Genomic DNA, 23,880 nt, shown 5'->3' on the forward strand with positions numbered 1-23,880 from the left:
TTCAAATTTAAATTGGCATTTTTGTCAGTTAAGGAGTTTCTCTCATGGTTAAGATAGCCTACTTAGTGTTAGCTCATCATGATCCAATTCACTTGGAAAGATTAGTCAAATCTATTGATTATAATGCTCATATTTTTATCCATTTAGACCAAAAAACAAACATTGATAGCTATATACATATTGCTGAAATGAAGTCAGTAGATTTTATTTCCGAGAGAATAAAAGTCTATTGGGGAGGGATTACAATGATCAAAGCAACTTTGACTCTTATTAAAGCTGCATTGGCTGCCAAAGAAAATTTTTCACATTTGGTGCTGCTCTCTGGTTCTGATTATCCGATTAAACCTGTATCCACATTCTATGATTTTTTGCAAAGTAATCCTGATAGAGAATTTATTAAGCTTACTGACCTCAATGAATCACCATTCCCCTCAAAAGAACGACTCACTAACTACTGGTTTATGGAACCTTTCCAACCTTTTTATAATGATAGATTCTTGAGACGAGTATTACAAAAAATATTCCATTTAGGAGTGACAAAAAAGCCTCTAAACAATGTTTCAATAGTTTGGGGTAGCCAATGGTGGGCAATTACTCCTGAATGTGCAGCTTTCATTTTGCAATATCTAGAAGAAAATCCAGTTTTTATAAATTTTTATAAATATGCTCACGCACCTGATGAACATTTTTTCCATACAGTTGTAGCTAACTCTCCTTTTCTGGAAAAAGCAGGAGGGTTTCGAGATGAAATTAGGTGGCCTCACGAAGTTTCAAATATTACGCTAAACTTTGAGGGGAGAATTTTTGCTGAAGATGATTATGAGTTTCTTGAGGACTTGTCTTTAAATAGAAAACCAACCGAACAGCGAATGTCTAAAGAATTGTGCAACCTAATGGATACATCATTAATCCGCGGAGCTTTTAGTTACTATGACTTTTTCTTTGCTAGAAAATTTACAACAAACAAATCTTCTCGCTTACTTGATCTGATAGATAAGAATCTTCTTTGTTGAAAATTGAATTTAAGGACACCTCGAAAAATTCAAACTGCAAGGTTTTGAAAATTTATTGGCATCAAAAATATCGAGAAATTTGAAATCCACAAAAATAGTTGATTTATTGGAAATTTAGTAGAGGCTTAGAGATGAAGATTGCATTCATTAGCTACGATTACCCGCCAGATACTGGAGGTGGGGGGATTGCCACCTATGTGGGGCAAGCCGCCAATATGTTGCAAAACAGAGGAAATCTGGTAGAAGTTTTTACAGCAAGTCACCATCGCTCAGGTGTGGAAATTGAAGCAAGTGGTGTCAGGATTCATCGGATTCAAGTTCAGAATAGAAAGCTATTTCCTCACGAAATTGCTCCAGTTTTTGCCAAACATCATGCTTTAGTTCAATTTGATGTCTTAGAAGGACCCGACTTTGGTGCTGAAGCGGCTGGAGGAATCCACCTTGTTCCTGAGCTTCCCCTAGTCGTCAAGCTTCACACTCCTAATGGAATTTTCCGTCAGGTTCAAGCAGCGACCATAACGGAGTTTCTCCCCAAGCTCAGAGCGAAGCTTGGTGCCTGCCATCAATGGCTTAATCCCCATTCGATTGAGAACATTGAGAAGAGCCATGCTCATGATGCTGATGTAATTGCTGCCCCCTCAAATCTGATTGGTGAATTGTTGATTAAGCAATGGAAACTAGATCGCCAAAAAGTACACATCTTTCCACTTCCATATATTCCCTCTCCTGAGACGCTAAGTATTCCCATTGAACAAAAAGCCAGTCAGGTTGTCACATTTGTTGGGCGCTTGGAAATTAGAAAAGGTGTACTCGAACTTGCTCAAGCAATTCCAGATATCCTAAAACATTGCCCGGATGCAAAATTTCGTTTTGTTGGACAAGCAATGCAATCACCTAATCCTAAGCAAAATATGCAGCAGTATCTTGAAAAACTTTTACATCCTTATTGCCACTCACTCGAATTCATTGGACCCGTTCCCAACACTCAAATCCCATTCATGCTTAGTCAGACAGATGTATGCATTTTTCCCAGTTTGTTTGATAACTTCCCTTTAGTTTGCTTAGAGGCAATGGCTGCTGGTTGTGCTGTGATTGGCAGTGTTACTAGCGGTATGGTTGAAATGATCAACACTGATGCTTGCGGAAGATTAGTAACACCAAATTCCCCACAACAAATTACTCAATCTACGATCGAACTGTTGCAGAATCCAGAACTACGCTTTCAGATTGGAATAGCTGCTCGTGAGCGAATTTTACAGGAATATAATCTTGAGCGCATTGGAGATTTACAGGAGAAGAGTTATCAAGTTGCAATTGAAACTAGACAAAGATTGGGAACTCGTCGAAAATTTTCAATCTTTGCCTAATAGATAGGCATTGCTTGTGTGGAGATATCAAATCAATTTATTTGGAGATATGCAATGCGGTTAGTGATTGTTCGCAGAGAACCTGGTGTTGCTCTGAGTATGGATGTCTATGCTGACAATTTAGTTACCGAATTAAAGGCAATCCGTCCAAATTGGGAAATTGTCGAGGTTGCACCCCATCCTTGGAGCAAAAGCCAAGAAAACCTGTGGCACTCTGGCACTGGTATCCGCAAGTATTACGAACGCTATTGGCATCATCCCCAACAAGTTTGTCAGGTAGAAGGAGACATTTATCACATTATTGATCATACCAATGCTCATGTTGCCTATTGGTTGAAAAAGAAAGGCAAACCTATTATTATTACCTGTCACGACTTAGTGCAATTTGTCTATCCAGAAATTCTCAAAGGACAATCCCGTTTTCCCGCTTTCAGTATGGCATCTTGGCAATTTTCAGTTAAAGGAATGTGTTATGTTGATTGTGTCATTGCTGTTTCCTCAAATACAGCTAAGGATGCTCATGAAAGGTTGGGTATTGCATTAGATAAAATTGTGGTAGTTCCCAACGGAGTTGAAGCATCGTTTCAGCCATTACCATCAGAAGAAATAAAATATTTTCGGCAAAAATATCAGAGATTACCTGAAGAAATCTGTTTACTTAATGTTGGTTCAACTCACCAACGAAAGAACATTATTACTGTGTTGAAAGTGCTAAAAACTCTAAAACAGAGAGGAATATCAGTGCGTCTTTGGCGCTCAGGAGGCAAATTTATGGCAGAGCAAACAGCCTTTATCAAAGAACATAATCTTGATCAAGACATTCTTGATTTTGGTATTGCTGATAAAAATATTCTGCTTCAAGTTTACAATGCAGCCGATGTTCTCTTAGCACCATCTCTTTATGAAGGTTTTGGTTTGACGGTTCTAGAAGCAATGGCTTGCGGATTACCCGTAATTACTTCAAACATTTCTTCTTTACCAGAAGTTAGTAAAGGTGCGGCTATCTTAGTTAACCCGATGAACATTGAAGCAATGCTAGAAGCAGCCCAGCGAATTAAGCAAGATCCTCTCTATCACCAGCATTTAGTAGACCAAGGGCTATTAAGAGCAAGGTGTTTTAGCTGGGAAAAAACAGCCAAGCAGGTTGCCGAAATTTATGAAAATATTACACACCAAGGCTAACTAAAGAGGTTATATGCGGTTTTCACTGGTCATGGCTACGATCAATAGAGATCAAGAAATTAGCCGTTTTTTAGCAAAGCTAGACGCTCAAACCTATCAAGATTTTGAATTGATTATTGTTGATCAAAACTCAGATAATCGCTTACGTAGGGTTATAGAAACCTATCAAAATCACTTTACGATTCGTCATTTGCGTTCTTCTGTTCCTGGTGCATCGCGATCGCGAAATCTAGGTCTAAGAGAAGCAAAAGGAGATATTATCGGCTTTCCAGATGATGACTGCTGGTATCCTGAAGATTTGTTGGCACAAGTAAACAGTTATTTTAAGAATAATTCTGAATGGGATGTAGTGTCAGGTTCTTCTGCCGGAGAAAGTTATTGGGATCGACACCCAGGGACGGTAAATCAATTTAATGTTTGGAAGCGAGGAATCGAATATTCCGTATTTTTTCGCCGTGACCTAGTTCTAAAAATCGGTGAATTAGATGAATCTTTCGGACCAGGATCAGGTAGTCCATGCTGGGCTGGGGAAATCACAGATTATATGTTGCGTGCGCTGAATATTGGTTGTCATATTTACTATGATCCCAATCTGGTAATACATCATCCTGGTCCAATTTATACTAATCAAAGCAGCAAATTAGATGTAATCAAGCCCTATCATTATGCCATAGGTAAAGGCAGAGTTTTACGTAAATCAAATGCCCCACTTTGGTTTTTTGCCTATCAATGTATCAAACCTTTAACAAAATCATTATTGGGATTAATTCAGCAACGTCCAGAGCAACAACAGCTTTGTTGGGCAGTTTTTCAAGGAATTTTACAAGGATGGAAGGCAGAGGTTTAACTTCATGAAAATATACCTTTATCTAAAACATTTTCCGTCTCATGATCATAGTTTAAATGATGGCACTAGTAAGGCTGTTCATGGTCTTGCTGCTGGCTTGACAGCTTGTGGATCTGATGTAACAGTCCTTTGTGAAGGTACACGTAAGGATGATGTATGTCAAGCGCAAATGGGATATCAGATTGCATCATTTGCAAGTGAGAGTACCAAACCATCCTTCAAAGTTTCCTCCAGTTTGCAACAGTACATTTCCCTCAATTCCCAACAAAGTCTTTTTATTCTCAATGGCATTTTTCATCGCAGTGTTTATATATTATCGCGATTTCTAAAAAGACACTCTTTACCCTATGTAGTCGCACCTCATGATCCTTACCATCCGACAATTTTTCATAAAAATGCCTACATAAAGTGGGTATACTGGTATCTTCTAGAGCGTCCCATGTTGAACCAAGCTTGTGCAGTGCAGCTTTTAGATAAACGTCATGGTGAATGGCTGCATCGGCTTAATATCAAAACACCCATTATTGAAGTGCCTAACGGTTTTTCACTAGCTGATGTTCATCCAGAATCTACTCTGAGTTGGAATGCGGATGATGTGCCTAAGTTTTTGTTTTTGGGGCGTTTAGATGCCTATAACAAAGGACTTGATATCTTACTCAATGCTTTTGCCCAACTTACCGAAGTTCCAGAATGGAAACTAACAATTCAAGGACCAGACTGGGGCGATCGCGAAACTCTTAAACAGCAAGCACAGCAACTCGGCTTATCTCAGCAGATTACTTTTCTCGAACCTGATTACAATCTGTCCCCATCAGCCATTATTGCTCCCTACGATGTCTTCTGCATTGTATCCCGCTTTGAAGGATTCAGTTTATCTGCAATGGAAGCAATGTTGGCAGGTCGAGTTTTGGTGGTTTCAGATATTGCCGGCATAGCACCGTATGTTGAGGCAAGTGACTGTGGTGTTGTCGTCAAGTCAGAACCACAAGCAATCAAATCAGGAATTTTGTCATTACTTGCTCGTCGTTCTGAATGGAAAGAAATGGGATTGAGAGGAAGACAGTACATTTTAGAGAATTTGCACTGGCAAAAGATTGCTGCACGAGCAATGGAGGAATATCTTTACTTACAAAAATGAAGCGGAATATTAGTAGAGAATTAATGAAAGAAGAGTTGGCTAATGAAGTAGTTTTGAACGAGTAGATTAGATATATTTTCAAATAGGTAAATTTTCTATTGCGGAAGAGTAATATAAAAGGTTTATTTATCTATTGAATCCACATCTAAAAATTTTAGATTTGCACATGAATAAGTTGATTGGAGAAAAACAGATGACCATAGGAAGAAAAATTTTGGAAATACTTCAAGACGAGCGTCCAATACGTCGCTTAATGGCAGGTTTCATTGGCAGATCTGGGCTTGCGAGGCTATTTAGAATTAGGTTTCAGGTTCAGGACTATGAAATTTTTTTTAATCCAACTGGCCTTAGTAGTCTTTATTGGTACAAACCAACTGTTGGAAGTAAAGATTATGAGTTTATTTCCAGTTTCTTAAAAGAGGGTGACACATATATAGATATAGGAGCAAATATTGGAACTACTTTGATACCAGCAGCTAAATGTATTGGAAAAAGTGGTAAGGCAATAGCCTTTGAGCCTCATCCTAAGACATATTCATATCTTCGAGAAAATGTAGATTTAAATAAGTTGGGTGACGTGAAAATTAACAATTGTGCTGTGGGAAATAGCGATGGATATATTTACTTTACCAATAAGTTTACAGACGAAATAAACCAAGTTTCAAGTACATCTGAAAATAGCATCGAAGTTCCCATTGTATCCCTAGATAATTATTTAATGGAGATTAGTAACATTTCTCTTTTGAAGTTAGATGTTGAGGGGTATGAAAAATATGTTCTTGAAGCTGCTCAGGAAACTCTTGAAAAAGTAAACTGCATTTACTTTGAAGTGTGTCCCAAAAACTACGAGAATTTTGGATATCAATCTTCAGATGTCCTGACATTGGTTGAGAAATCTGGGTTTAGACTTTTTCAGAGAAAGGATGAAGCAAAAGAACTTGTACCTGTGAGTAATCAATATGTGCCTTTATCTGGTTTAGAAAATCTTTTTGGCATCAAAAATATAGAGGATTTTCAAAATAGAACTCAATGGAAAGTAAAGTTTGAATAATGCAGAATGTTGACAACATTTTACAAATAATACAAATAACTAGATCGCATATATTAATCTAGTTACTATTCTCTATCCCACTAAGCTTTCTTTATTGCATCAAATGGAAAAATTCTATATACATTCTCCAGTCATACAATAGGCAAATTATGTATTTGCATTCACCCACAACTAAGAAACCAAAAAAGAAAGGATGGATTGATAATACAAGCTTAATTATCCTTGCCTTTTCCGTAGTTTTCTACTCCCGAATTTTTTGTGCAATCACTCGCGCTCCTTCAATCCTGAACCTTGCTCACTTCGCAGTTGTTCCCTTTGTTTTAGGCGTTGTATTATTTACCAGTCGGGCAAAAGATCGCAAACAAATTAATATTGCCTATTCTTTTGTATTAGGACTTTTGATTTTTCTGGTCACAGTTTTAGCTAGTGCATTATGGAATAACACAGGCTTAATTAATGCCGTCGTCTCTTTCATGATGCTTTGCGAACCTTTCATTTTTCTGTTAGCGATAGTCTGTATTCCCATGTCTTTTAAATCCATTACCCGCCTTAAAAAGTGGTTGATGTGGTCTGTTTTGATTAACTTTGTTCTCGCTGCTGTTCAAAAACCCCTAATTGATGCAGGGAAACTCTATGCGAAGGGACTCAATGGAACGGACGGATGTGGTGGAGTCTTTTTCCCTACAGGGGCTGGGAATTATGTATCGGCTTCGGTATCAGTTGCCTTTGCTTTATATTTCTTCACTAATGAAAAAACTTTTCCATTATGGATGAGAATCGCGGTAATTATCGCTGCTTTTTGGCAGATTCTATTTTCTGATTCCAAACAACTTCTGCTTGCATATCTAATCGCCTGGGGTCTTTTAGTTTTAGCAAATTCCCATGATATTGGTAAAAGTATAAAATTGCTGAGTGCGATCGCTCTCTTCGGATACGGGTTCCTTTGGTGCGTACAAAACCTAGAAGCATTTGCTGGATTTACAGCTTGGGCGCGACCGGAACTTTACGGACCAGATGGTTATGCTTGGTATACCAAATTCTACTCGGTGCGTTCCATTTTATCTCATTATCAATCCCCTCTGGATTGGTTCTTGGGTCTTGGTCCAGGACATACTGTAAGCCGTTTAGGAGTATGGTTTCTTAGAGATTATTGGTCTATACTCGGACCACTAGGTGCTACCACCAATCCAATTAGTCAGGAAGCAATGGAATTTTGTGGTAATTCTTGGCTTTGTATGGGTTCTACTCTTTTCATGCCCATTTTTGGTTGGGCTGGAATATGGGGAGATTTAGGACTTTTGGGTGTAGGTACATACCTATTTTTATCCTACTTAGCTTGGCAACATTTTGGTCTAGATGATTCTTTAAAAGTTACTTTACTAACTGTTCTCGTCATGGGTTTGATTTTTACTCAAATGGAAGAACCCGGCTTCATGCTTTCTATCGCCTTTATTTTAGGACTAGCATGGCAAGAACGACAACTGAAGAAACAGATACGACAGAGGCAAGAGAGAGAAAGAATTTCCCAATTACCAATTACTAATTCCCTATGAAGATTTTAATATCTGCTTACTCCTGCGAACCTGGTATGGGTTCTGAACCTGGTGTGGGTTGGAATATTGCCCGCGAAGCTGCTAAATACCATGAAGTTTGGGTACTCACCCGACCCGATGAAAGTCAGGATATTATTAACGCAGAATTGGCACGCCACCCCATTCCCAATCTTCACTTTGTTTACTTTACTTTGCCCTTTTGGCAAGATAGCCGACGCTGGGGACAGTCTGGGGGAATGCAGTTTCACTATTACCTCTGGCAAATTCAAGCCTATTTTGTCGCCCGTGACTTACATCAGAAAATTGGCTTTGACTTGAGCCATCATGTTACCTTTGTTAAGTATTCCAGTCCTTGCTTCCTCTCACTCCTGCCCATTCCCCTAGTTTGGGGTCCTGTAGGTGGTGGAGAATCAGCACCAGCAAGCTTTTGGCAAGATTTTAGCTTAAATGGCAAAATTTACGAAATTGCTCGTAGCGGCGCTCGCTGGCTAGGAGAAAAAGACCCCTTTGTCCGTCTGACTGCTCAAAGAAGTGCTGTAGTCCGAGCCACAACTAAAGATACAGCCCAGTGTCTCTATAAAATGGGTGTGAATCATGTGCATATTTTGCCGGAATCAGGGTTATCAGCGGCAGACATAGACCATCTAAATCAATATGAAATCCCTAATGAGCCAATAGTAAAATTTATTAGCATGGGTAGACTTTTGCATTGGAAAGGCTTTCATTTAGGATTGCGTGCCTTTGCTCAAGCAAATCTACCGAATACAGAATACTGGATTGTGGGAGATGGACCCCAATGGCATCACCTGCAAACTTTGGCATCAGATTTAGGAATTGCTAAAAAAGTTAAATTTTGGGGTAGGTTGCCTCGTGAAAAGGCTTTAGATTTATTAAAAGATTGTCATGTGCTAGTTCATCCCAGCTTACATGATTCTGGTGGGTGGGTCTGTATGGAAGCAATGGCAGCAAGTCGTCCTATCATCTGTTTAGATTTAGGGGGACCTGCTGTTCAAGTTACAGATGAAACTGGTTTTAAGATTACTGCTAATGAACCATATCAAGCTGTCCGTGATTTAGCGGCCGCAATGATTCATTTAGTTCAAAACCCAGAACTAATAGTGAGTATGGGTCAGGCAGGTCGGAAACTAGTCAATGAAAACTACAGTTGGCAGATTGTGGGAGAGCGTTTGCACAAACTTTATTTAGAGATTGCCAGCAAGAAGGTATCACAAACTGACGTTATATCTCAAGTTTTTTGAACCTAAATTTAACTAATTAATTTTTCCCATTTTCATAATATGCACATATTAATTGCTGCTTTACACAGACCAACAAAACCAACGGGTGTTTGCCGACACGCTGCAAATCTAGCTCAATGTTTGGCTGATACTCCAGAGGTTAGCAAGGTGACTTTAATTGTCGGAACATGGCAGAAAGATTACTTTGAACAATTTTTTCATTCCCCAAAAATTCAATTAATTACTGTAGATATTAAAAATAGTTCCTTGGCAAGAAATATCTGGTTTTTATTTGGTTTACCAAGGTTGGTAAAGCAGTTTAGTCCTGATATTGTCCATTTATCTTTTCCTTTTCCTTTTTTACGACCACTTTTTCCTTGTCCTGTTGTTTCGACAATTCACGATTTGTATCCTTATGAAAAACCAGAGGTTTTTGGATATCCAAATGTGATCTTTAATCGCTTGTTTTTAAAACAATGTATAGAACATAGTGATGGTCTTACCTGTGTTTCTAAATCTACTTTAAGCAGTCTTAATTCCTATTTTCCCAAAACTCAAACACTCAAACCCATTGCTGTTATTTATAATTACGTGGATTTTAGTAATATTGTTGCTGAACCACCTCATAATTTAGATATTAGTGATCATGATTCTTTTCTGTTATGTGTCGCTCAACATCGAAAAAATAAAAATATAGATTTGTTAATTCAATCATTTTCTTTTTTAAAGAAAAATGGTTATTTAAAAGATGAGACTAAGCTAATAGTTGTTGGTAGTACAGGACCAGAAACAGAGAGTTTAGTTAATCAAATTCAGCATCTATCTCTTCAAGATCAAGTGCTGCTAATTCATGCAATTAAAGACCATGAATTATGTTGGTTATATCAAAAATGTGAAATTTTTGTAGCCGCTTCATCTCAAGAAGGATTTTGTTTACCATTAGCAGAAGCTCTATATTTTTCTTGTGAAGTAGTTTGCTCAGATATTCCCATATTTAGAGAAATTGGTAGTTCTAGCTGTTGTTATTTTGATGTTGAACGTGATACTGTCAAAAATCTCTCACAAGCCATTATTTCTACTTTAGAACAGCCTGTAAATAGAACTGCTAATGATCTTCAATTTTCTAAATTGGATGTAGCAAATCAATATCTAAAATTTTACTCTACATTTTCCTTTATTAGTCAGTAGGGATTTTTAACTGAAAAGTATCCCGGAGGGGCTTAGTATTTCTAAACCCCTTGCTTGCCACGCAACTGAAAAAATAAAAAAATTAACATAAAAAAAGAGAAAAATATTATATAATTATTCCCGTTAAATTTACACGTTAATTAAATGTAAAAAATAAGAGCGAAAAAATCATCAAGTTAATCAAAAAATAATTCATGTATTAGGAGGGTAATTTTCGGTAGTCTTAAAAAGAAGCCTTTGCTGATAGGTATCAGGAAAGTCTTCAAAAAAATTGGATGATTGTTGTTACCAACAGGAGTGCAGATTATGAGTCAAAATTTTAACGATTATAATTCATCTGTTCACAAAAAAATCAAGACTGAACAAATAGAGCAAATAATCAAAGCGATTATATCTGGTAAATATTCTTGGGCTTGTGTTCTAGTTTTACAATTTGCTGGTTACAACCCTATGGACTATATCCCCTATCGTACTTATATCAGATTACTTAAAACTAACTGCTTGCTTGGTAATTCTCAGCAAAATTAACCACCTATCAGCAAAGTTGACAGGTTTGATTTGAAATTAAAGTAGTTGCGTTTTAAACATGGATTTGTGAGAATTTTTTCTGAAAAATAAGAAGGAAAGGTGAAGATTCATCAATAAAAATTTATGACTATCATGCCGATTTTATGATCTACCCAACCACAAGTTATAATCATCAAATGCAAGCAATTATTCAAGAAATTGTGTGGCAGAAAAAACTAGAAGTTGCACAAATACAAAAAGATATGTCTTGGGCTTCCTTGCAACGTCAGTTAACTGCTGCTCCTACTGTCCGGGACTTTTTTACGGCTTTGCAGTTGAGTATTTATAAACCTAGTTTAATTGCAGAAGTGAAAAAAGCATCACTTTATCATAGTGTAATTAGACCAGATTTTGATCCAGTTACTATTGCTCAGGCTTATAAAAAAGGAGGAGCATCTTGTGTATCTGTTGTCACTGATCAAAAGTTTTTTCATGGTGGGTTTGATCATCTTCGTGCTATCAGATATCGCGTAGGAATACCTCTACTTTGCAAAGATTTTATCATTGATCCTTGCCAAATTTATTTAGCCCGTTCCGCTGGTGCAGATGCAATATTATTAATTGCTGCTATTCTGACAGATAAGCAATTACAAAACTTCTTACGAGTGATTCACTACTTAGGGATGAATGCTGTTATCCAAGTTCATAACTTAAATGATTTGGATAGGGTTCTCGCATTAGAAGATGTCAGGATAGTTTCCATTGATAACCAGAGTTTAAGTGATTTTAATATCAATATTAACACTACTCAGGAATTATTGGCAGCTAGGCGATCGCAACTTCAAAACCTAGGAATTTTAGTCATCAGTGAATCAGGAATAGAAACCCCTGATGATTTATCCTTTGTTGCTGAAGCTGGTGTCCAAACAGTGATTATGGGAGAATCTTTGCTTAAAGAAAATGATTTAGAAGTAGCTGTCAGAAATTTACTCCAATCCAAATTTCCTATTCATTATTAAGAAGAATTAAGGATTGGCTAGTAATTGACGAATTTCTCATAACAAAGGTTTCCACCAATCATGATTATTCAGATACCATTCTACAGTTAAACGTAACCCTTCATTAATTGTCACGGATGGAGTCCAACCAAATTCTGTTTTTAGCTTGTTGGCATTAATAGCATATCTTCGATCATGTCCAGGTCTATCCTTCACAAAAGTAATTAATTTTTCCGCTGGATATACTGGTAAATCTGGTGCTAATTCATTCATGATTTCACATAAACTTTGTACCAGACTGATATTTTCAACTTCGTTATTACCACCAATATTATAATTTTCTCCTGGTTTTCCTTGATGGATTACCACATCTAAAGCCCGACAGTGATCAACTACATATAACCAATCTCGAACATTTTTTCCATCACCATAAATAGGTAATTCTTTACCAGTTAAAATATTAATACACATCAAAGGAATTAGCTTTTCGGGAAATTGAAAAGCACCATAATTATTAGAGCAATTAGTGATAATTGTCGGTAATTTATAAGTATGATAATAAGCCCGAACTAAATGATCACTCCCAGCTTTTGAGGCTGAATAAGGACTATTGGGACTATAAGCTGTAGTTTCTGAAAACGCTGGTTCATCTGCAGTGAGACTACCATAAACTTCATCTGTAGAAACATGAAGAAATAGGTAATTATCAGGTTGTGTTTTTGCTTCCCAATGTTGACGAAAAGCTTCTAAAAGAGTAAAAGTTCCTACTACATTAGTTTGGACAAATGCAGCAGGTCCAGTAATTGACCGATCAACGTGAGATTCGGCGGCAAAATGGGCTATAGTATCTATATTTTCTGCTAAGAGTAATTTATCAACTAAAGAGCGATCGCATATATCCCCTTGGACAAACCGGAAATTCTCTCTTTCTGCAACTGATGCTAAATTATGGCGATTTCCAGCATAGGTAAGAGCATCCAATACCACTAATTTATCATTTGGATAAGCTTGACACCAATGATGGACAAAATTCGCTCCAATAAACCCAGCTCCCCCTGTCACCAATAATCGTCTATTCATGATTCCTTAATTACTTTGTAAATATTTCTTTTTAATTTTACCAAAAATTCTCTGTATAAACAATTTTGCTAACCGGATTTTTGTCAAATTGGCAATTGGATTTGAGTAATTATTTTCATGAGTAAAGAAATCATTAATTTCTGTTAAAATTACCCGCAAGCGTTGGATAATATTCTCAGTTCTATATTCTGCTAATACATTTTCAGATAAAGTCAATGATGTAGAAGATGCTAAAACTTTCAAAATTCTATCTACGTCATATTCCAAAGCATAACCAGCGATTTTATAACAATTAAATCCTGGATCTAAATAATCAGATAATCCCCCATTGACACTAGAAAACACCTGACAACCACAAGCTAATGCTTCCATTGGTTGTAAACCAAATCCTTCGCTAACTCCTTGTAATTTCCAATATTCTGCCGAATCATAAAGATAAACTTTAGTGCGATTAAATAAAGCTGGTAAATCTTCTACATAACTATCAATAACCAACACCTTACATTTTTTTTCTAAAGCTGGAATTAATGACTTAATTAAATATTCTGAGGATTTCCGCGTTTGAACTAAAACATCAATATCTCGATTTTGATGTAAATTAGTAAATTCCTGACTAATTTGATTAGGTAAATAATAAATTAGAGAATTTGGTGCTTGTTGTCCCCAATAACCTAGAGAATTTCTGCTAACTGTAATTATGGGAATACTTGATGGTAAATTAATCTTATAACCTGCACTGTGAGCATGATAAATTACATGATATTTTTGCAATTTAGATGCAAGTTTACCAACATCAAATCCCCAACTAATCACAAAAATTACATCATCTAAATTTTCCTCTCGCAATAAATCGTCTAAAAACAATTTACCTGATTCCCGCTGACGATAAGTAACTACTTCAGCAGCACAAATCTGTTGAGCTAAAGTAACCGTTTTCAACTCCGCCCAAAGACCACCACAAGCAAATTTACCATCTGTCCCCGGAACTAAAAAGTAAAGCTTTTTCATAATACTAAATATTAAATTTTCTTCCTTCTTTCTTCTTCCTTCGTGTTCTTCGTTCCTTTGTGGTTCATTAACTCCTGATTTATTAACTCCTGATTTATTAACTCCTATTTTTCCCAAGATACCTTAACAAAATGACTTTCCTTTCCCCAAAAATCACGAGCAATAGTAATATTTTCAACAGCCAAATTAAAAGGGATAGAAGTTGTAATATAACGCTGAGTGAGCATTCCTAAATCCGGTGCAATTCCCGCTGCGGCCATTGCTGCTAAACCTAAGCCAATAAGTTGTTCAATTGGTCGAAACGGCAACATAAAAGGTACAGTTACCGATAGTCCAGCAGTTAATAACATAGCCACAGATACATTTGTGCCACAACGGGGATGTATAGCTAAATCCCATTCTCCACTGGTAAGACGATGTTTAGCTAATGTTACCGCGCGGCGCAAATCATTAATATTCACATCACCATATAGAAAAAATCCCTGTTCGGTAGACAAACCACCTAATAATTCATCATCTAATTGCGTATTAGTGCTTGTTCCTGGTGGTGAATAGGGTTTTTTATTGTCCCCTAATACCCAAACCGTAGCGTGTTCTAGAGCGTGAACTTGACGTAACATGAGAATTTCTTTCAACCCAGGAATAAAAGATAGCTGTTGGAGTAAATCAGCATCTTGGCTGGGGTGAGGTGCAAGAAAGTCAAAGCTAAAGGAAGATGATTCGTCCAAATAAGCAGTATTCATAAAACCTCACGGTAATATATGTTTTTTAACCAGGACTATGGCGGGCTAGAAGCCGACCCCACAATAAATATATAACTTTTGTGGGGTGGGCATCCTGTCCGCCAATCTTATATATTGTGTCTATCTACCTATTTAATGCCTAACAATTCCACATCAAAAATTAAAGTAGAGTAGGGGGGAATCACACCACCAGCACCACGGGCACCATAACCTAATTGTTCAGGGATAATTAATTGGCGACGGCCACCTACTTTCATAGTGATTACGCCTTCGTCCCAACCTTTAATTACTTGTCCTACACCAATTTTAAAGCTAAAGGGTTTACCGCGATCGCGCGAACTATCAAATTTAGTCCCATCTTCTAAAGTACCGATATAGTGAACCTCAACGGTTTGGCCAGTTTGGGGAATTGCGCCCGTTCCCTCGACTAGTTCCACATATTTTAATCCAGAGTCGGTAGTAACAACTTTAGCTTCAGACATAGTATTGCTCTTGATTAGAGTATTGTTTTCTTGAGTGACAGTGGTGGTTGGTTGTGTTGGGGAAGAATTACCGATTGCAGTATCTTTTTGACCACTAATTTGGGTAAATACTAAAACACCAACACATACCAGCATTAACACCACGCTGAGGAAAATTCCTTTCAAAATCAGCCCTCTCTGTTTTAATTACTGATGATCAGATTACCGATAGAACACAAATTAGTTTAAATCAGAAATGACCGTTTAGCGCCACAGCTTATTTTCCAAATCCCGAACCTGACGCTCTAAACGGTCAATTCTTCCCCGTAATTCATCTACTTCTGACTGACGGGCAACTCCCAAGTCCTGCATCATATTCCGCATTTGTCGGTGCATTTGCTCATCCCAATTACCTTGTTCAGACTGTAATTGGGTAACAAGATCATCCATTACCGCCTTAGCTTGCTCAGGATTGAGTTTACCGTCTTTAACCAGTTCATCACTGACTTCTTTCAGTTTGTCTGCAACTAAAGAAGTTGTGCCAATACCCAACATCATTAACTGTTGCAACCAATTGTTACTATCCATACTCCCTTCCTCTGACTAAAAGCTTCGTAATTCTAGCCTACACATTTATTTTGTCAGTTGTCAGTTGTCAGTTGTCAGTCGGAAAAATCTTATTCCTACCTCCCCTACCTCCCCTACCTCCCCTACCTCCCCTACCTCCCCTACCTCCTCTACCTCCCCTACCTCCCCTACCTCCCCTACCTCCCCTACCTCCCCTACCTCCCCTACCTCCCCTACCTCCTCCCCCCTACATCCCCTTGCTCTACTAAACCTCTATCCAACCGTGCATTGGTGCTATGGCTTTAGTGACTGATTCAATGATGTCTGGAGGTGCTTCTGAAAGCATGACACTGGGATAAACAGCAGTTCCCCATTGAGGATGCACAAGAACATGGCATTTATTTTCAATTGCGGGATACTTGAGTAAGGCTTGGGCTACTGCTGTATCATCGTGGGGAACTAAGCCAGAATGAGACAGTAATGGATAACCTGTCCGGGGATCTATCAAGTCTGTTAAATACCCGCGGTCGCGCAAATTAAATGCCAAATCGCAACCAAAACGCATAAATTTTTCCCGCAGCTTTTCCTTTTCTATTTCTGTTTCTGTGGTCATTTCTTCTAGAGAATATTGTGATTGCTGTAAAACAACCACTACCCACAAAAACTGCTGCTGTTTCCAATCTGGTAAGATCTGTTCGCAATTGGCACAGATATATGGACTGGGAGTATGAATAGAAATCTCTACAGCTTGTCCTGTTTTGCCAACTAAATGAATAGGACAGCTAGGCTGTGAAATACAAACTGGGGGATAAGACACCACATTAATTCGGTTTATGAAAGTTTTTAAATTTATCTTTGCTAAAAATAATAACTCTTAAATCTCCAAATAAATCATCAAATTTTGCGAATAATTAGATTAGGACAATTATTTACTCTAATGGAAGCACCCAAGCAAGTTGAGAAAGTTTAAAGAGAGAAAATAAAAAACCCCCAAAGAGAGGGGGATTGTAGGTTATTCGAGTGGAGTGAACAACTAAGTAATAAATACCTAGAGTAAATACAGTAATCCGAACAAAATAATCCAAATTACATCTACAAAATGCCAGTAAATTTCCGCTGCTTCAATCCCGAATCGTTTTTCATTGCTGTAGTGTCCGGGGGTACGCGATCGCCACAACACTGCTAAAATCGCTAAAACACCGATGGTAACGTGCAAGCCGTGAAACCCAGTCAACACATAAAACGTACTAGCGAATAAATTGGTAGTCAGACTAAACTCTAAATGAGCATATTCATAAACCTGACCCGCCAAAAAAATCGCCCCCATAACTGCGGTAATTGCCAACCAAACCCGCATTCCCTTAGTATCATTCTTTTTAATAGCAGTATCAGCATTGTGCATCACAAAACTACTAGCTATCAAAATAGAAGTATTCACAGTAGGTAACAACAATTCTAAATCCGGTGTCCCTACTGGTGGCCAAACCGGAATAGTAGAACGGTAAGTCAGGTATGCACCAAACAAACCCATAAAAATCATTCCCTCAGCCACAAGGAACATAAATAGACCAGTCAAACGATGATCTGGATGTTCCTCATGATGAGAAACAGTTGTGTGGTGACTTAATTCAGTTTTCCCCGTGTCAATAATTTGACCTTGCATAAATTAGTAATTGGTAATGGGTTCAAGGCAGGGCTATTTCATTTTTATCTAGTAGTCTGTCAAATTTATTTTGACGGGTTTTTGGTAGTGCGGGCATCTTGCCCGCGTGAGCGAGACGCTCACACTACAGTCCATCATTTTTATCTTGACAGACTACTAGCCCGCCTCACAATGAATTCTGAGTCTAATAGCGAAAGTCGTCTAAAGACGACTAAAAGAAATTTCTAGTCCGTTTTAACGGACTTTAGTTATTAGCCCGGAACTTCAGTTCTGGGCGGGTCATGTCAATCCCCTAAAGTGCTGATTCAGTTTGGGGAGTTAACACAGATTCAGTTTCCACCCGTTCCTCACTCACCCCATAATCGTAGGGGCCAGTAGTCAAAACCGGAAGAGTTTCAAAATTCTCAATACTGGGAGGAGAAGAAGTCATCCATTCCAAAGTTAACGCTTGCCAAGGATTATTACCGGCTTTTTCGCCATAGAACCAAGACCAAACGGCATTGATGATAAATGGTAACGTCGAAACCGCCAATATATAAGATCCGTAGGTACAGATTTCATTCAAAGCCGTGAACTTAGGATCATATTCAGCAATCCGGCGATTCATCCCCATGAGTCCGAGTTTGTGCATGGGTAAGAAAGTCATATTTAAACCAATCATGGTTAAGGCAAAATGCACTTGACCCCAAAATTCGTTCATTTTCCGTCCCGTCATTTTCGGGAACCAGTGATAAATAGCCGCAAAAATCCCTAACACACTACCACCAAACAAAACATAGTGGAGATGTGCCACCACAAAGTAAGTATCGTGAACGTGAATATCAAAAGGAACAGCAGCCAACATTACGCCACTAATGCCACCAATCACAAAAGTTGCTAAAAAGCCGATAGCGAACAACATGGGACTATTGAGGCGAATTTTGCCACCCCAAATAGTAGCTAACCAACCGAAAATTTTAATCCCAGTGGGGACAGCGATGATCATGGTAGTGATCATGAAAAACATCCGCAACCAACCGGGAACACCGCTGGTAAACATATGGTGCGCCCAGACGATTAAGCCTAAGAAACTGATAGCTAGGGATGAAAAAGCGATCGCTTTATAGCCAAAAATCGGTTTGCGGGCATGAATTGGCAGAATTTCCGAAATTGCCCCAAAGAAAGGCAAAATCATAATATAAACCGCTGGGTGAGAATAGAACCAGAACATATGCTGATAAACAACAGGATCTCCGCCCCCAGAGGGATTAAAAAAGTTTGTTCCTGCCAACAAATCAAAACCCAACAAAATCAAAGCCGCAGCTAATACTGGTGTAGATACCAACACTAAAGCCGAAGTTGCTATCATCGCCCAACAAAACAACGGCATTTGAAAGATGCCCATACTAGGAACACGCATCTTCCAAATGGTGACGAGAAAATTCATCGCCCCCAAAATCGAAGAAGTTCCCAATAGCAAGATACTCATAATCCAAATCCCCTCACCCACCTGGCCTGTCACCAAACTCAGCGGCGGGTAAGAAGTCCAACCAGCATCCGGGGCATCACCTACCGCCAAACTAGCAACCAGTAATACACCTGCTGGGGGAACCATCCAAAAAGCTACCGCATTCAGGCGCGGAAATGCCATATCTCTCGCCCCAATCATCAGCGGGATTAAATAGTTAGCAAATCCCGCCCCTGTTGGCACAATCCACAAAAAAATCATGATTGTGGCATGGAGGGTAAACAGGCTGTTATAGACTTCTGGCGTGACAAAATCTACCTCTGGAGTCCGTAATTCTGTCCGCACTAAATCAGCCATTACGCCGCCAATGCAGTAAAAAACAAACGAAGTGACCAGATATTGAATTCCAATCACCTTATGGTCGGTACTAAAACCGAAAAAGTCTCGCCAATGCCTTTCCTGGTGTTCTTCCGTTGGTTTGGGGCTATTATCCGTTTCTTGTAACTGTGCTTGTGTCATATTTTAAAAAGGAGTCAGGAGTCAGGAGTCAGGAGTCAGGAGTCAGGAGTCAGGAGTCAGGAGTCAGGAGTCAGGAGTCAGGAGTCAGGAGTCAGGAGTCAGGAGTCAGGAGTCAGGAGTTCAGAAGGAAGGAAGAAAGAAGACAGAAAGAAGACAGAAATTTCTCCCCCTACCTCCCCTACCTCCCCCGCCTCCCCTGCCTCCCCTACCTCCCCTACCTCCCCCGCCTCCCCTACCTCCCCTACCTCCCCTACCTCCCCTACCTCCCCTACGTGAATGTATAACTTAAAGGTTCAAAATCTTTTTTTGTAACCACTGCAACTCAAGTAATTCTTAAACTACTTAATTTGATGCAGAATTTCTGAGTGAATGCCCATATTGTGAGTGTAAGGAGAGAGAAATTCATCAGCAGTCATGGCCATGGAATTCACAGCTACGGCTTGATTGGGAATATCTTTACCAGCAATTAGCTGTTCTTGCATCCAACTATCAAAAGCTTCCTGTGACTCCACAACTACTTGGCTTTTCATCACCCCGTGATATGGTCCACACAGTTCAGCACAAATAAGTTGATAATCACCCGCTTTTCTGGGAGTAAAACGCAAATTGGTTTGTCTACCAGGAATGGCATCCTGTTTCACCCGAAATTCTGGAATCCAAAAGGCGTGGATAACATCACTGGCTGTCATGTTGATTTCCACTGTTTTGCCAATGGGTAAATGCAATTCACCTGTTGTTACGTCATTATCTGGATAGGTAAATAACCAAGCATATTGCATTCCAGAGACGTTAATGGTTAATTCTGCTGGTTTTTTAACGGCATCAGCATCGGTATCTAATTGTGATACTTGTCCAGATGCTTCTGTACTGATGAGGGTGGCAGCCATTGCCGTTCCCGGCATATTCATGGCATTTTCCATCATCGGGGCAGCATGAGCCGAATGGGGATCAAAGCCACCCATGTTGTTATATACATCAAAACTGTAGAGAGAAATACCGATAACGATAATTGCGGGGATCGCTGTCCAGAGTATCTCTAGAGGCACATTACCTTCAATTGCTGGCCCATCTGCATTGTCACCAGCCCGACGACGATATCTAATAACAGCGTAAATTAAAACACCTTCAACAATCAAAAATATGCCTGTAGAAACAGTCATCATGGTGTTGAATAGACCATCTACCAAGGGGGCTTCATCGGAGGCCGCTATAGGTAACAGACCGTGATTTTGACCGTACCAGAGACTGGCGAGGGTGAGGACAATGCCAATGAGTAATGTCCAGATTGCATTTGGAATTTTCACGGCTGATTTCTTGATTAATTGACTATTTTATCTGTAAGTTACTTCACTTGTTAAAGTAACTCTACATACTAAGGTAGTGCAGGCAATGAGATATAGTATCCGCTGGTCTGAAATCTTTATTAATTTTTTCGATTAAGAACACAATTTTGAGTACAAGGGAGATAAGTTGTCTTGCCCAGGTTAGATGACAATTAGGCAAAAAATTTTCAGAAATTTCCATTAATTCCCATTAATTCCCATTGATTAATTATTTCTATCTGCAAAACAGCACGAAATCTTACAGCGGAAACTAGCTAAAGTGATCCAAAGTGTAAGGGAAAGCTGATTTCTATATTCTGACCTATAGGTTAGGGTAAGTAGAAGTCGGGACTAAATCAAAATAGAAAATTTTCAATTTCCAGCACAAGCGGTCCAAAGGTATTGTTAATGAACGAATTTGTCCTAGAACAACAAAATAAAGCGGCCACAGTAGCACAACAGCCCCAGGAGATGATTCGTCGCTTGGTGTGGAAAATATGCGTAGCCACCTTAATTTTGATGGCTATAGGCAGTGCCACCCGCGTTATGAATGCTGGACTCGCTTGCCCTGATTGGCCTTTGTGCTATGGGGAGTTAGTTCCAGCCAAGCAAATGAATCTCCAAGTGTTTTTGGAGTGGTTTCATCGCCTCGATGCAGCTTTAATTGGCTTTAGTGCGATCGCCCTTTGTGGTTTATCCTGGTGGCATCGTCAACATTTACCCAAGTGGCTACCCTGGGCTTCCACATTTGCCCTGTTTTTAATTGTCTTCCAAGGGATTCTGGGAGGACTGACTGTAACTGAATTATTGCGGTTTGATATCGTTACCGCCCATTTAGGAACAGCGTTACTATTTTTCACTACGTTGTTAATTATCGGTACAAGTTTGATTCCCTATCAAGGCACGGGAACAGTAGGAAAGTTGCCTTGGGTGGGTTTAACTGCTGCTGTTTGCGTCTACTTACAAAGTTTATTGGGTGCAATAGTAGGTTCTCGTTGGGCTTTGCACCAATGTTTGTCCGGGGAACAACTTTGTGATGTCATGTACAGCCATATTTTTGGCTTAGTACCGCCAACCATCGCTACTTTAGCAGTTGTTTTAATTTCTTGGCGCACACCAGCCCTACATCCGGCTTTGCGAAAACTGGCAAATCTGGCTGGTGGCTTGTTGATTTTACAACTTCTTTTGGGTGTGGCTACCTTCCGTTTACATTTACAAGTTGAACCCCTTACCGTTTCTCACCAAGCTATCGGTGCGACTTTACTGGGGACTTTGGTAGTATTTACAGTTTTATCACTGCGGGATGGTTTGCTTCCTCCCTCACCAACACAGTAACTCCTTCTTCCTCTTTCTTCCTCCTTCTTCCTCCTGACTCCTGACTCCTGACTCCTGACTCCTGACTCCTGCTTACAGCGGTTTGCTGACCAGTTCTTGAAAAATAAGGAAAAAGACCTAACATGATTGAGACTAATGTCTCTCGTCGTCAACACGACACATTTCTCCAAGTCGTTCAAAGTTACTACCAGCTAACCAAACCCCGGATTATTCCCCTACTATTAATTACCACTGCTGGGAGTATGTGGATAGCCGCTAAGGGTGAGGTAGATCCCTGGTTGTTAATTATTACAATGATTGGCGGAACTTTAGCAGCAGCCAGCGCCCAAACTATTAACTGTATCTATGATCGAGATATAGATTATGATATGGAGCGGACACGCAACCGCCCCATCCCTTCCGGGAAGATCCAATCCCGTGATGCTTTAATTTTTGCGATCGCTCTGGCTGTACTTTCTTTTACCCTCCTCACCGTTTTTGCCAATCTCCTGGCAGCATTTTTAGCCTTTTCTGGCATCATTTTCTATGTTTTAGTCTATACTCACTGGCTCAAACGCCATACCACTCAAAATATCGTCATTGGTGGTGCAGCAGGGGCAATTCCCACTTTAGTCGGTTGGGCAGCAGTAACGGACACTTTAAGCTGGTCTGCGTGGCTAATTTTTGCCATTGTCTTTTTGTGGACACCTCCCCATTTTTGGGCTTTGGCTTTAATGATTAGTGATGATTACGCTAAGGTGGGGATACCAATGTTACCTGTGGTAGCGGGTAATAAAGCCACCGTCCGGCAAATTTGGTTTTATACGGTGATTACTGTCACTGCGACTATCTTGCTGTTTTATCCCTTACACGCCAGCGGGATTGTCTATGCTGTTATTGCCTTGACTTTAGGGGGAGTATTTGTCCATAAGTCTTGGCGCTTATTGCAAAATCCCGAAGATAAAACCATAGCGCGGGAATTATTTTTGTATTCCATTTCCTACATGATGCTGTTGTGTTTGGCAATGGTGGTGGATAGTTTACCCATTACTCATCATTTCCTTGCTCAACTGCATTTGTAATCATGCTCAGGACATAGATCCCCGATTTCTTTGAGAAGTCGGGGATCTGATTATTTTTTTTTACAAAAAACCCAACAAAAATATACCCAGACGATTTTCTCATCATTTCTTGTATTAGTGCGTTTTGTTACGAAATTATTACAGTGGGGAATACCTCACCTCTTTGAGGGGCATACACACCAGAAAATAATTTGCAACTTCTGTTAACAATCTGTTATATTTATTTACATAAGGTTACAAAAAGTAAAAAACGAGGTTCTCGAATGGCTATTTTAATTTCTCTATTGGTTGTTGCTTGGGTAGCAGTTTCCGTTATCGGTTCTCTAGCTTATTTCATGGGTGAACAAAGCAAGCCCATTCACGAACGCAATTGGGCTTCTGACAAATTTGCAGCTTTGGCTAAATCTATTACTGGCGTAGATATAGACTATACCCAACGCACACCCGCCTATGCTATTGATGCTTACAACAGCCGCAACTTACCCAGATAGTATTTACTGGCAATTTGACAAGATGTGTATAAAAATAACCCCCAGCATTGTGACTGGGGGTTTTGCTTTTCTAGATATAGATCCCCGACTTTTTCAAAAAG

Annotated in this window: 26 protein-coding genes; 16 read left to right on the top strand and 10 right to left on the bottom strand. The window is 39.2% G+C overall.

Features of this window, described 5'->3' with window-relative positions; translation table 11 throughout:
• Positions 1-44: 44 nt before the first annotated feature.
• The 11 genes from ANA_RS15545 (at position 45) to ANA_RS15595 (ending at position 12,103) form a co-directional block, all read left to right on the top strand.
• A complete protein-coding gene (locus ANA_RS15545) occupies positions 45-1,013 on the top strand; it encodes a glycosyl transferase family 14 protein (RefSeq protein WP_015080992.1) in 969 nt (322 codons plus the stop codon).
• Positions 1,014-1,144: 131 nt separating this feature from the next.
• Positions 1,145-2,380 carry a glycosyltransferase family 4 protein gene (locus ANA_RS15550; protein WP_015080993.1) on the top strand — a complete coding sequence of 412 codons (1,236 nt, stop codon included), beginning with the start codon at positions 1,145-1,147 and terminating at the stop codon, positions 2,378-2,380.
• 54 nt (positions 2,381-2,434) lie between these two features.
• Entirely contained in the window at positions 2,435-3,562 is a 1,128-nt protein-coding gene (locus ANA_RS15555) for a glycosyltransferase family 4 protein (RefSeq protein WP_015080994.1), read from the top strand.
• 31 nt (positions 3,563-3,593) lie between these two features.
• The gene (locus ANA_RS15560) at positions 3,594-4,409 is read left to right on the top strand and encodes a glycosyltransferase family 2 protein (RefSeq protein WP_158310540.1); all 816 of its coding nucleotides are present in this window, start codon (positions 3,594-3,596) and stop codon (positions 4,407-4,409) included.
• Between the two features lie 4 nt (positions 4,410-4,413).
• Positions 4,414-5,547: a glycosyltransferase gene (locus ANA_RS15565; protein WP_015080996.1), complete on the top strand. Its 1,134-nt coding sequence runs from the start codon at positions 4,414-4,416 to the stop codon at positions 5,545-5,547.
• A 166-nt stretch (positions 5,548-5,713) separates the two neighbouring features.
• Positions 5,714-6,598 (top strand): FkbM family methyltransferase, encoded by an 885-nt coding sequence (locus tag ANA_RS15570; RefSeq protein ID WP_041458102.1) that lies wholly within the window; start codon positions 5,714-5,716, stop codon positions 6,596-6,598.
• Between the two features lie 149 nt (positions 6,599-6,747).
• Positions 6,748-8,151 carry a hypothetical protein gene (locus ANA_RS15575; RefSeq protein ID WP_015080998.1) on the top strand — a complete coding sequence of 468 codons (1,404 nt, stop codon included), beginning with the start codon at positions 6,748-6,750 and terminating at the stop codon, positions 8,149-8,151.
• A complete protein-coding gene (locus ANA_RS15580) occupies positions 8,148-9,410 on the top strand; it encodes a glycosyltransferase family 4 protein (protein WP_015080999.1) in 1,263 nt (420 codons plus the stop codon). The genes ANA_RS15575 and ANA_RS15580 overlap by 4 nt, the downstream gene beginning before the upstream one ends.
• Before the next feature lie 39 nt (positions 9,411-9,449).
• Positions 9,450-10,577, top strand: coding sequence for a glycosyltransferase family 4 protein (locus ANA_RS15585; protein ID WP_015081000.1), 1,128 nt, complete (start codon positions 9,450-9,452; stop codon positions 10,575-10,577).
• A gap of 306 nt (positions 10,578-10,883) precedes the next feature.
• Complete coding sequence (locus tag ANA_RS15590) at positions 10,884-11,105, top strand: HetP family heterocyst commitment protein (RefSeq protein ID WP_015081001.1); 222 nt, start codon at positions 10,884-10,886, stop codon at positions 11,103-11,105.
• 86 nt (positions 11,106-11,191) lie between these two features.
• Positions 11,192-12,103 (top strand): indole-3-glycerol phosphate synthase TrpC, encoded by a 912-nt coding sequence (locus ANA_RS15595; protein WP_305727983.1) that lies wholly within the window; start codon positions 11,192-11,194, stop codon positions 12,101-12,103.
• A gap of 36 nt (positions 12,104-12,139) precedes the next feature.
• Here the strand turns inward: ANA_RS15595 and rfbB are convergent, their stop codons facing one another.
• The 5 genes from rfbB to ANA_RS15620 form a co-directional block, all read right to left on the bottom strand.
• A complete protein-coding gene (gene rfbB / locus ANA_RS15600; protein ID WP_015081003.1) occupies positions 12,140-13,162 on the bottom strand; it encodes a dTDP-glucose 4,6-dehydratase in 1,023 nt (340 codons plus the stop codon).
• A 6-nt stretch (positions 13,163-13,168) separates the two neighbouring features.
• Positions 13,169-14,170, bottom strand: a complete 1,002-nt coding sequence (locus ANA_RS15605) for a glycosyltransferase (RefSeq protein ID WP_015081004.1) — start codon at positions 14,168-14,170, stop codon at positions 13,169-13,171.
• A gap of 104 nt (positions 14,171-14,274) precedes the next feature.
• Positions 14,275-14,913, bottom strand: a complete 639-nt coding sequence (locus tag ANA_RS15610) for a DUF6391 domain-containing protein (RefSeq protein ID WP_015081005.1) — start codon at positions 14,911-14,913, stop codon at positions 14,275-14,277.
• 128 nt (positions 14,914-15,041) lie between these two features.
• A complete protein-coding gene (locus ANA_RS15615; protein ID WP_235081861.1) occupies positions 15,042-15,560 on the bottom strand; it encodes an FKBP-type peptidyl-prolyl cis-trans isomerase in 519 nt (172 codons plus the stop codon).
• 78 nt (positions 15,561-15,638) lie between these two features.
• The gene (locus ANA_RS15620; RefSeq protein WP_015081007.1) at positions 15,639-15,962 is read right to left on the bottom strand and encodes a phasin family protein; all 324 of its coding nucleotides are present in this window, start codon (positions 15,960-15,962) and stop codon (positions 15,639-15,641) included.
• Between the two features lie 71 nt (positions 15,963-16,033).
• Here ANA_RS15620 and ANA_RS15625 point away from each other — a divergent pair, with 71 nt between their 5' ends.
• The gene (locus ANA_RS15625) at positions 16,034-16,210 is read left to right on the top strand and encodes a hypothetical protein (RefSeq protein ID WP_158310541.1); all 177 of its coding nucleotides are present in this window, start codon (positions 16,034-16,036) and stop codon (positions 16,208-16,210) included.
• Here ANA_RS15625 and ANA_RS15630 read toward each other — a convergent pair.
• The 3 genes from ANA_RS15630 to ctaD all read right to left on the bottom strand — a co-directional run bounded on the left by ANA_RS15630 (position 16,207) and on the right by ctaD (position 19,570).
• A complete protein-coding gene (locus tag ANA_RS15630) occupies positions 16,207-16,761 on the bottom strand; it encodes a methylmalonic aciduria and homocystinuria type D protein (RefSeq protein WP_015081008.1) in 555 nt (184 codons plus the stop codon). The two genes, ANA_RS15625 and ANA_RS15630, sit on opposite strands and share 4 nt — an antisense overlap.
• Before the next feature lie 228 nt (positions 16,762-16,989).
• Positions 16,990-17,604, bottom strand: coding sequence for a cytochrome c oxidase subunit 3 (locus tag ANA_RS15635; protein WP_015081009.1), 615 nt, complete (start codon positions 17,602-17,604; stop codon positions 16,990-16,992).
• A 292-nt stretch (positions 17,605-17,896) separates the two neighbouring features.
• Positions 17,897-19,570 (bottom strand): cytochrome c oxidase subunit I, encoded by a 1,674-nt coding sequence (gene ctaD / locus ANA_RS15640; protein ID WP_015081010.1) that lies wholly within the window; start codon positions 19,568-19,570, stop codon positions 17,897-17,899.
• Between ctaD and ANA_RS27130 the strand changes: the two genes are divergently transcribed.
• Positions 19,564-19,854: a hypothetical protein gene (locus ANA_RS27130; RefSeq protein ID WP_200863828.1), complete on the top strand. Its 291-nt coding sequence runs from the start codon at positions 19,564-19,566 to the stop codon at positions 19,852-19,854. The genes ctaD and ANA_RS27130 overlap by 7 nt on opposite strands.
• Before the next feature lie 54 nt (positions 19,855-19,908).
• On the opposite strand, the gene ANA_RS15645 is transcribed toward ANA_RS27130, so the two are convergent.
• Positions 19,909-20,874 carry a cytochrome c oxidase subunit II gene (locus ANA_RS15645; RefSeq protein WP_015081011.1) on the bottom strand — a complete coding sequence of 322 codons (966 nt, stop codon included), beginning with the start codon at positions 20,872-20,874 and terminating at the stop codon, positions 19,909-19,911.
• A gap of 426 nt (positions 20,875-21,300) precedes the next feature.
• On the opposite strand from ANA_RS15645, the gene ANA_RS15650 reads away from it, so the two are divergent.
• Complete coding sequence (locus tag ANA_RS15650) at positions 21,301-22,227, top strand: COX15/CtaA family protein (RefSeq protein ID WP_015081012.1); 927 nt, start codon at positions 21,301-21,303, stop codon at positions 22,225-22,227.
• Here the strand turns inward: ANA_RS15650 and ANA_RS26655 are convergent.
• Positions 22,175-22,351 carry a hypothetical protein gene (locus ANA_RS26655; protein ID WP_158310542.1) on the bottom strand — a complete coding sequence of 59 codons (177 nt, stop codon included), beginning with the start codon at positions 22,349-22,351 and terminating at the stop codon, positions 22,175-22,177. The genes ANA_RS15650 and ANA_RS26655 overlap by 53 nt on opposite strands.
• On the opposite strand from ANA_RS26655, the gene ANA_RS15655 reads away from it, so the two are divergent.
• Complete coding sequence (locus ANA_RS15655; RefSeq protein WP_015081013.1) at positions 22,350-23,288, top strand: heme o synthase; 939 nt, start codon at positions 22,350-22,352, stop codon at positions 23,286-23,288. The two genes, ANA_RS26655 and ANA_RS15655, sit on opposite strands and share 2 nt — an antisense overlap.
• 263 nt (positions 23,289-23,551) lie before the next feature.
• Entirely contained in the window at positions 23,552-23,779 is a 228-nt protein-coding gene (locus ANA_RS15660) for a photosystem II protein, Psb35-related (RefSeq protein WP_015081014.1), read from the top strand.
• The last annotated feature ends 101 nt before the right edge of the window (positions 23,780-23,880 follow it).

The sequence above is a fragment of the Anabaena sp. 90 genome, assembly GCF_000312705.1.
Taxonomy (GTDB): Bacteria; Cyanobacteriota; Cyanobacteriia; order Cyanobacteriales; family Nostocaceae; genus Dolichospermum; species Dolichospermum lemmermannii.

Coding starts and splice junctions, on each gene's coding strand:
- ANA_RS15545 (WP_015080992.1), top strand. CDS start 45: ATGGTTAAGATAGCCTACTTAGTGTTAGCTCATCATGATCCAATTCAC.
- ANA_RS15550 (WP_015080993.1), top strand. CDS start 1,145: ATGAAGATTGCATTCATTAGCTACGATTACCCGCCAGATACTGGAGGT.
- ANA_RS15555 (WP_015080994.1), top strand. CDS start 2,435: ATGCGGTTAGTGATTGTTCGCAGAGAACCTGGTGTTGCTCTGAGTATG.
- ANA_RS15560 (WP_158310540.1), top strand. CDS start 3,594: ATGGCTACGATCAATAGAGATCAAGAAATTAGCCGTTTTTTAGCAAAG.
- ANA_RS15565 (WP_015080996.1), top strand. CDS start 4,414: ATGAAAATATACCTTTATCTAAAACATTTTCCGTCTCATGATCATAGT.
- ANA_RS15570 (WP_041458102.1), top strand. CDS start 5,714: ATGAATAAGTTGATTGGAGAAAAACAGATGACCATAGGAAGAAAAATT.
- ANA_RS15575 (WP_015080998.1), top strand. CDS start 6,748: ATGTATTTGCATTCACCCACAACTAAGAAACCAAAAAAGAAAGGATGG.
- ANA_RS15580 (WP_015080999.1), top strand. CDS start 8,148: ATGAAGATTTTAATATCTGCTTACTCCTGCGAACCTGGTATGGGTTCT.
- ANA_RS15585 (WP_015081000.1), top strand. CDS start 9,450: ATGCACATATTAATTGCTGCTTTACACAGACCAACAAAACCAACGGGT.
- ANA_RS15590 (WP_015081001.1), top strand. CDS start 10,884: ATGAGTCAAAATTTTAACGATTATAATTCATCTGTTCACAAAAAAATC.
- rfbB (WP_015081003.1), bottom strand. CDS start 13,162: ATGAATAGACGATTATTGGTGACAGGGGGAGCTGGGTTTATTGGAGCG.
- ANA_RS15605 (WP_015081004.1), bottom strand. CDS start 14,170: ATGAAAAAGCTTTACTTTTTAGTTCCGGGGACAGATGGTAAATTTGCT.
- ANA_RS15610 (WP_015081005.1), bottom strand. CDS start 14,913: ATGAATACTGCTTATTTGGACGAATCATCTTCCTTTAGCTTTGACTTT.
- ANA_RS15620 (WP_015081007.1), bottom strand. CDS start 15,962: ATGGATAGTAACAATTGGTTGCAACAGTTAATGATGTTGGGTATTGGC.
- ANA_RS15635 (WP_015081009.1), bottom strand. CDS start 17,604: ATGCAAGGTCAAATTATTGACACGGGGAAAACTGAATTAAGTCACCAC.
- ctaD (WP_015081010.1), bottom strand. CDS start 19,570: ATGACACAAGCACAGTTACAAGAAACGGATAATAGCCCCAAACCAACG.
- ANA_RS15650 (WP_015081012.1), top strand. CDS start 21,301: ATGAACGAATTTGTCCTAGAACAACAAAATAAAGCGGCCACAGTAGCA.
- ANA_RS15655 (WP_015081013.1), top strand. CDS start 22,350: ATGATTGAGACTAATGTCTCTCGTCGTCAACACGACACATTTCTCCAA.
- ANA_RS26655 (WP_158310542.1), bottom strand. CDS start 22,351: ATGTTAGGTCTTTTTCCTTATTTTTCAAGAACTGGTCAGCAAACCGCT.
- ANA_RS15660 (WP_015081014.1), top strand. CDS start 23,552: ATGGCTATTTTAATTTCTCTATTGGTTGTTGCTTGGGTAGCAGTTTCC.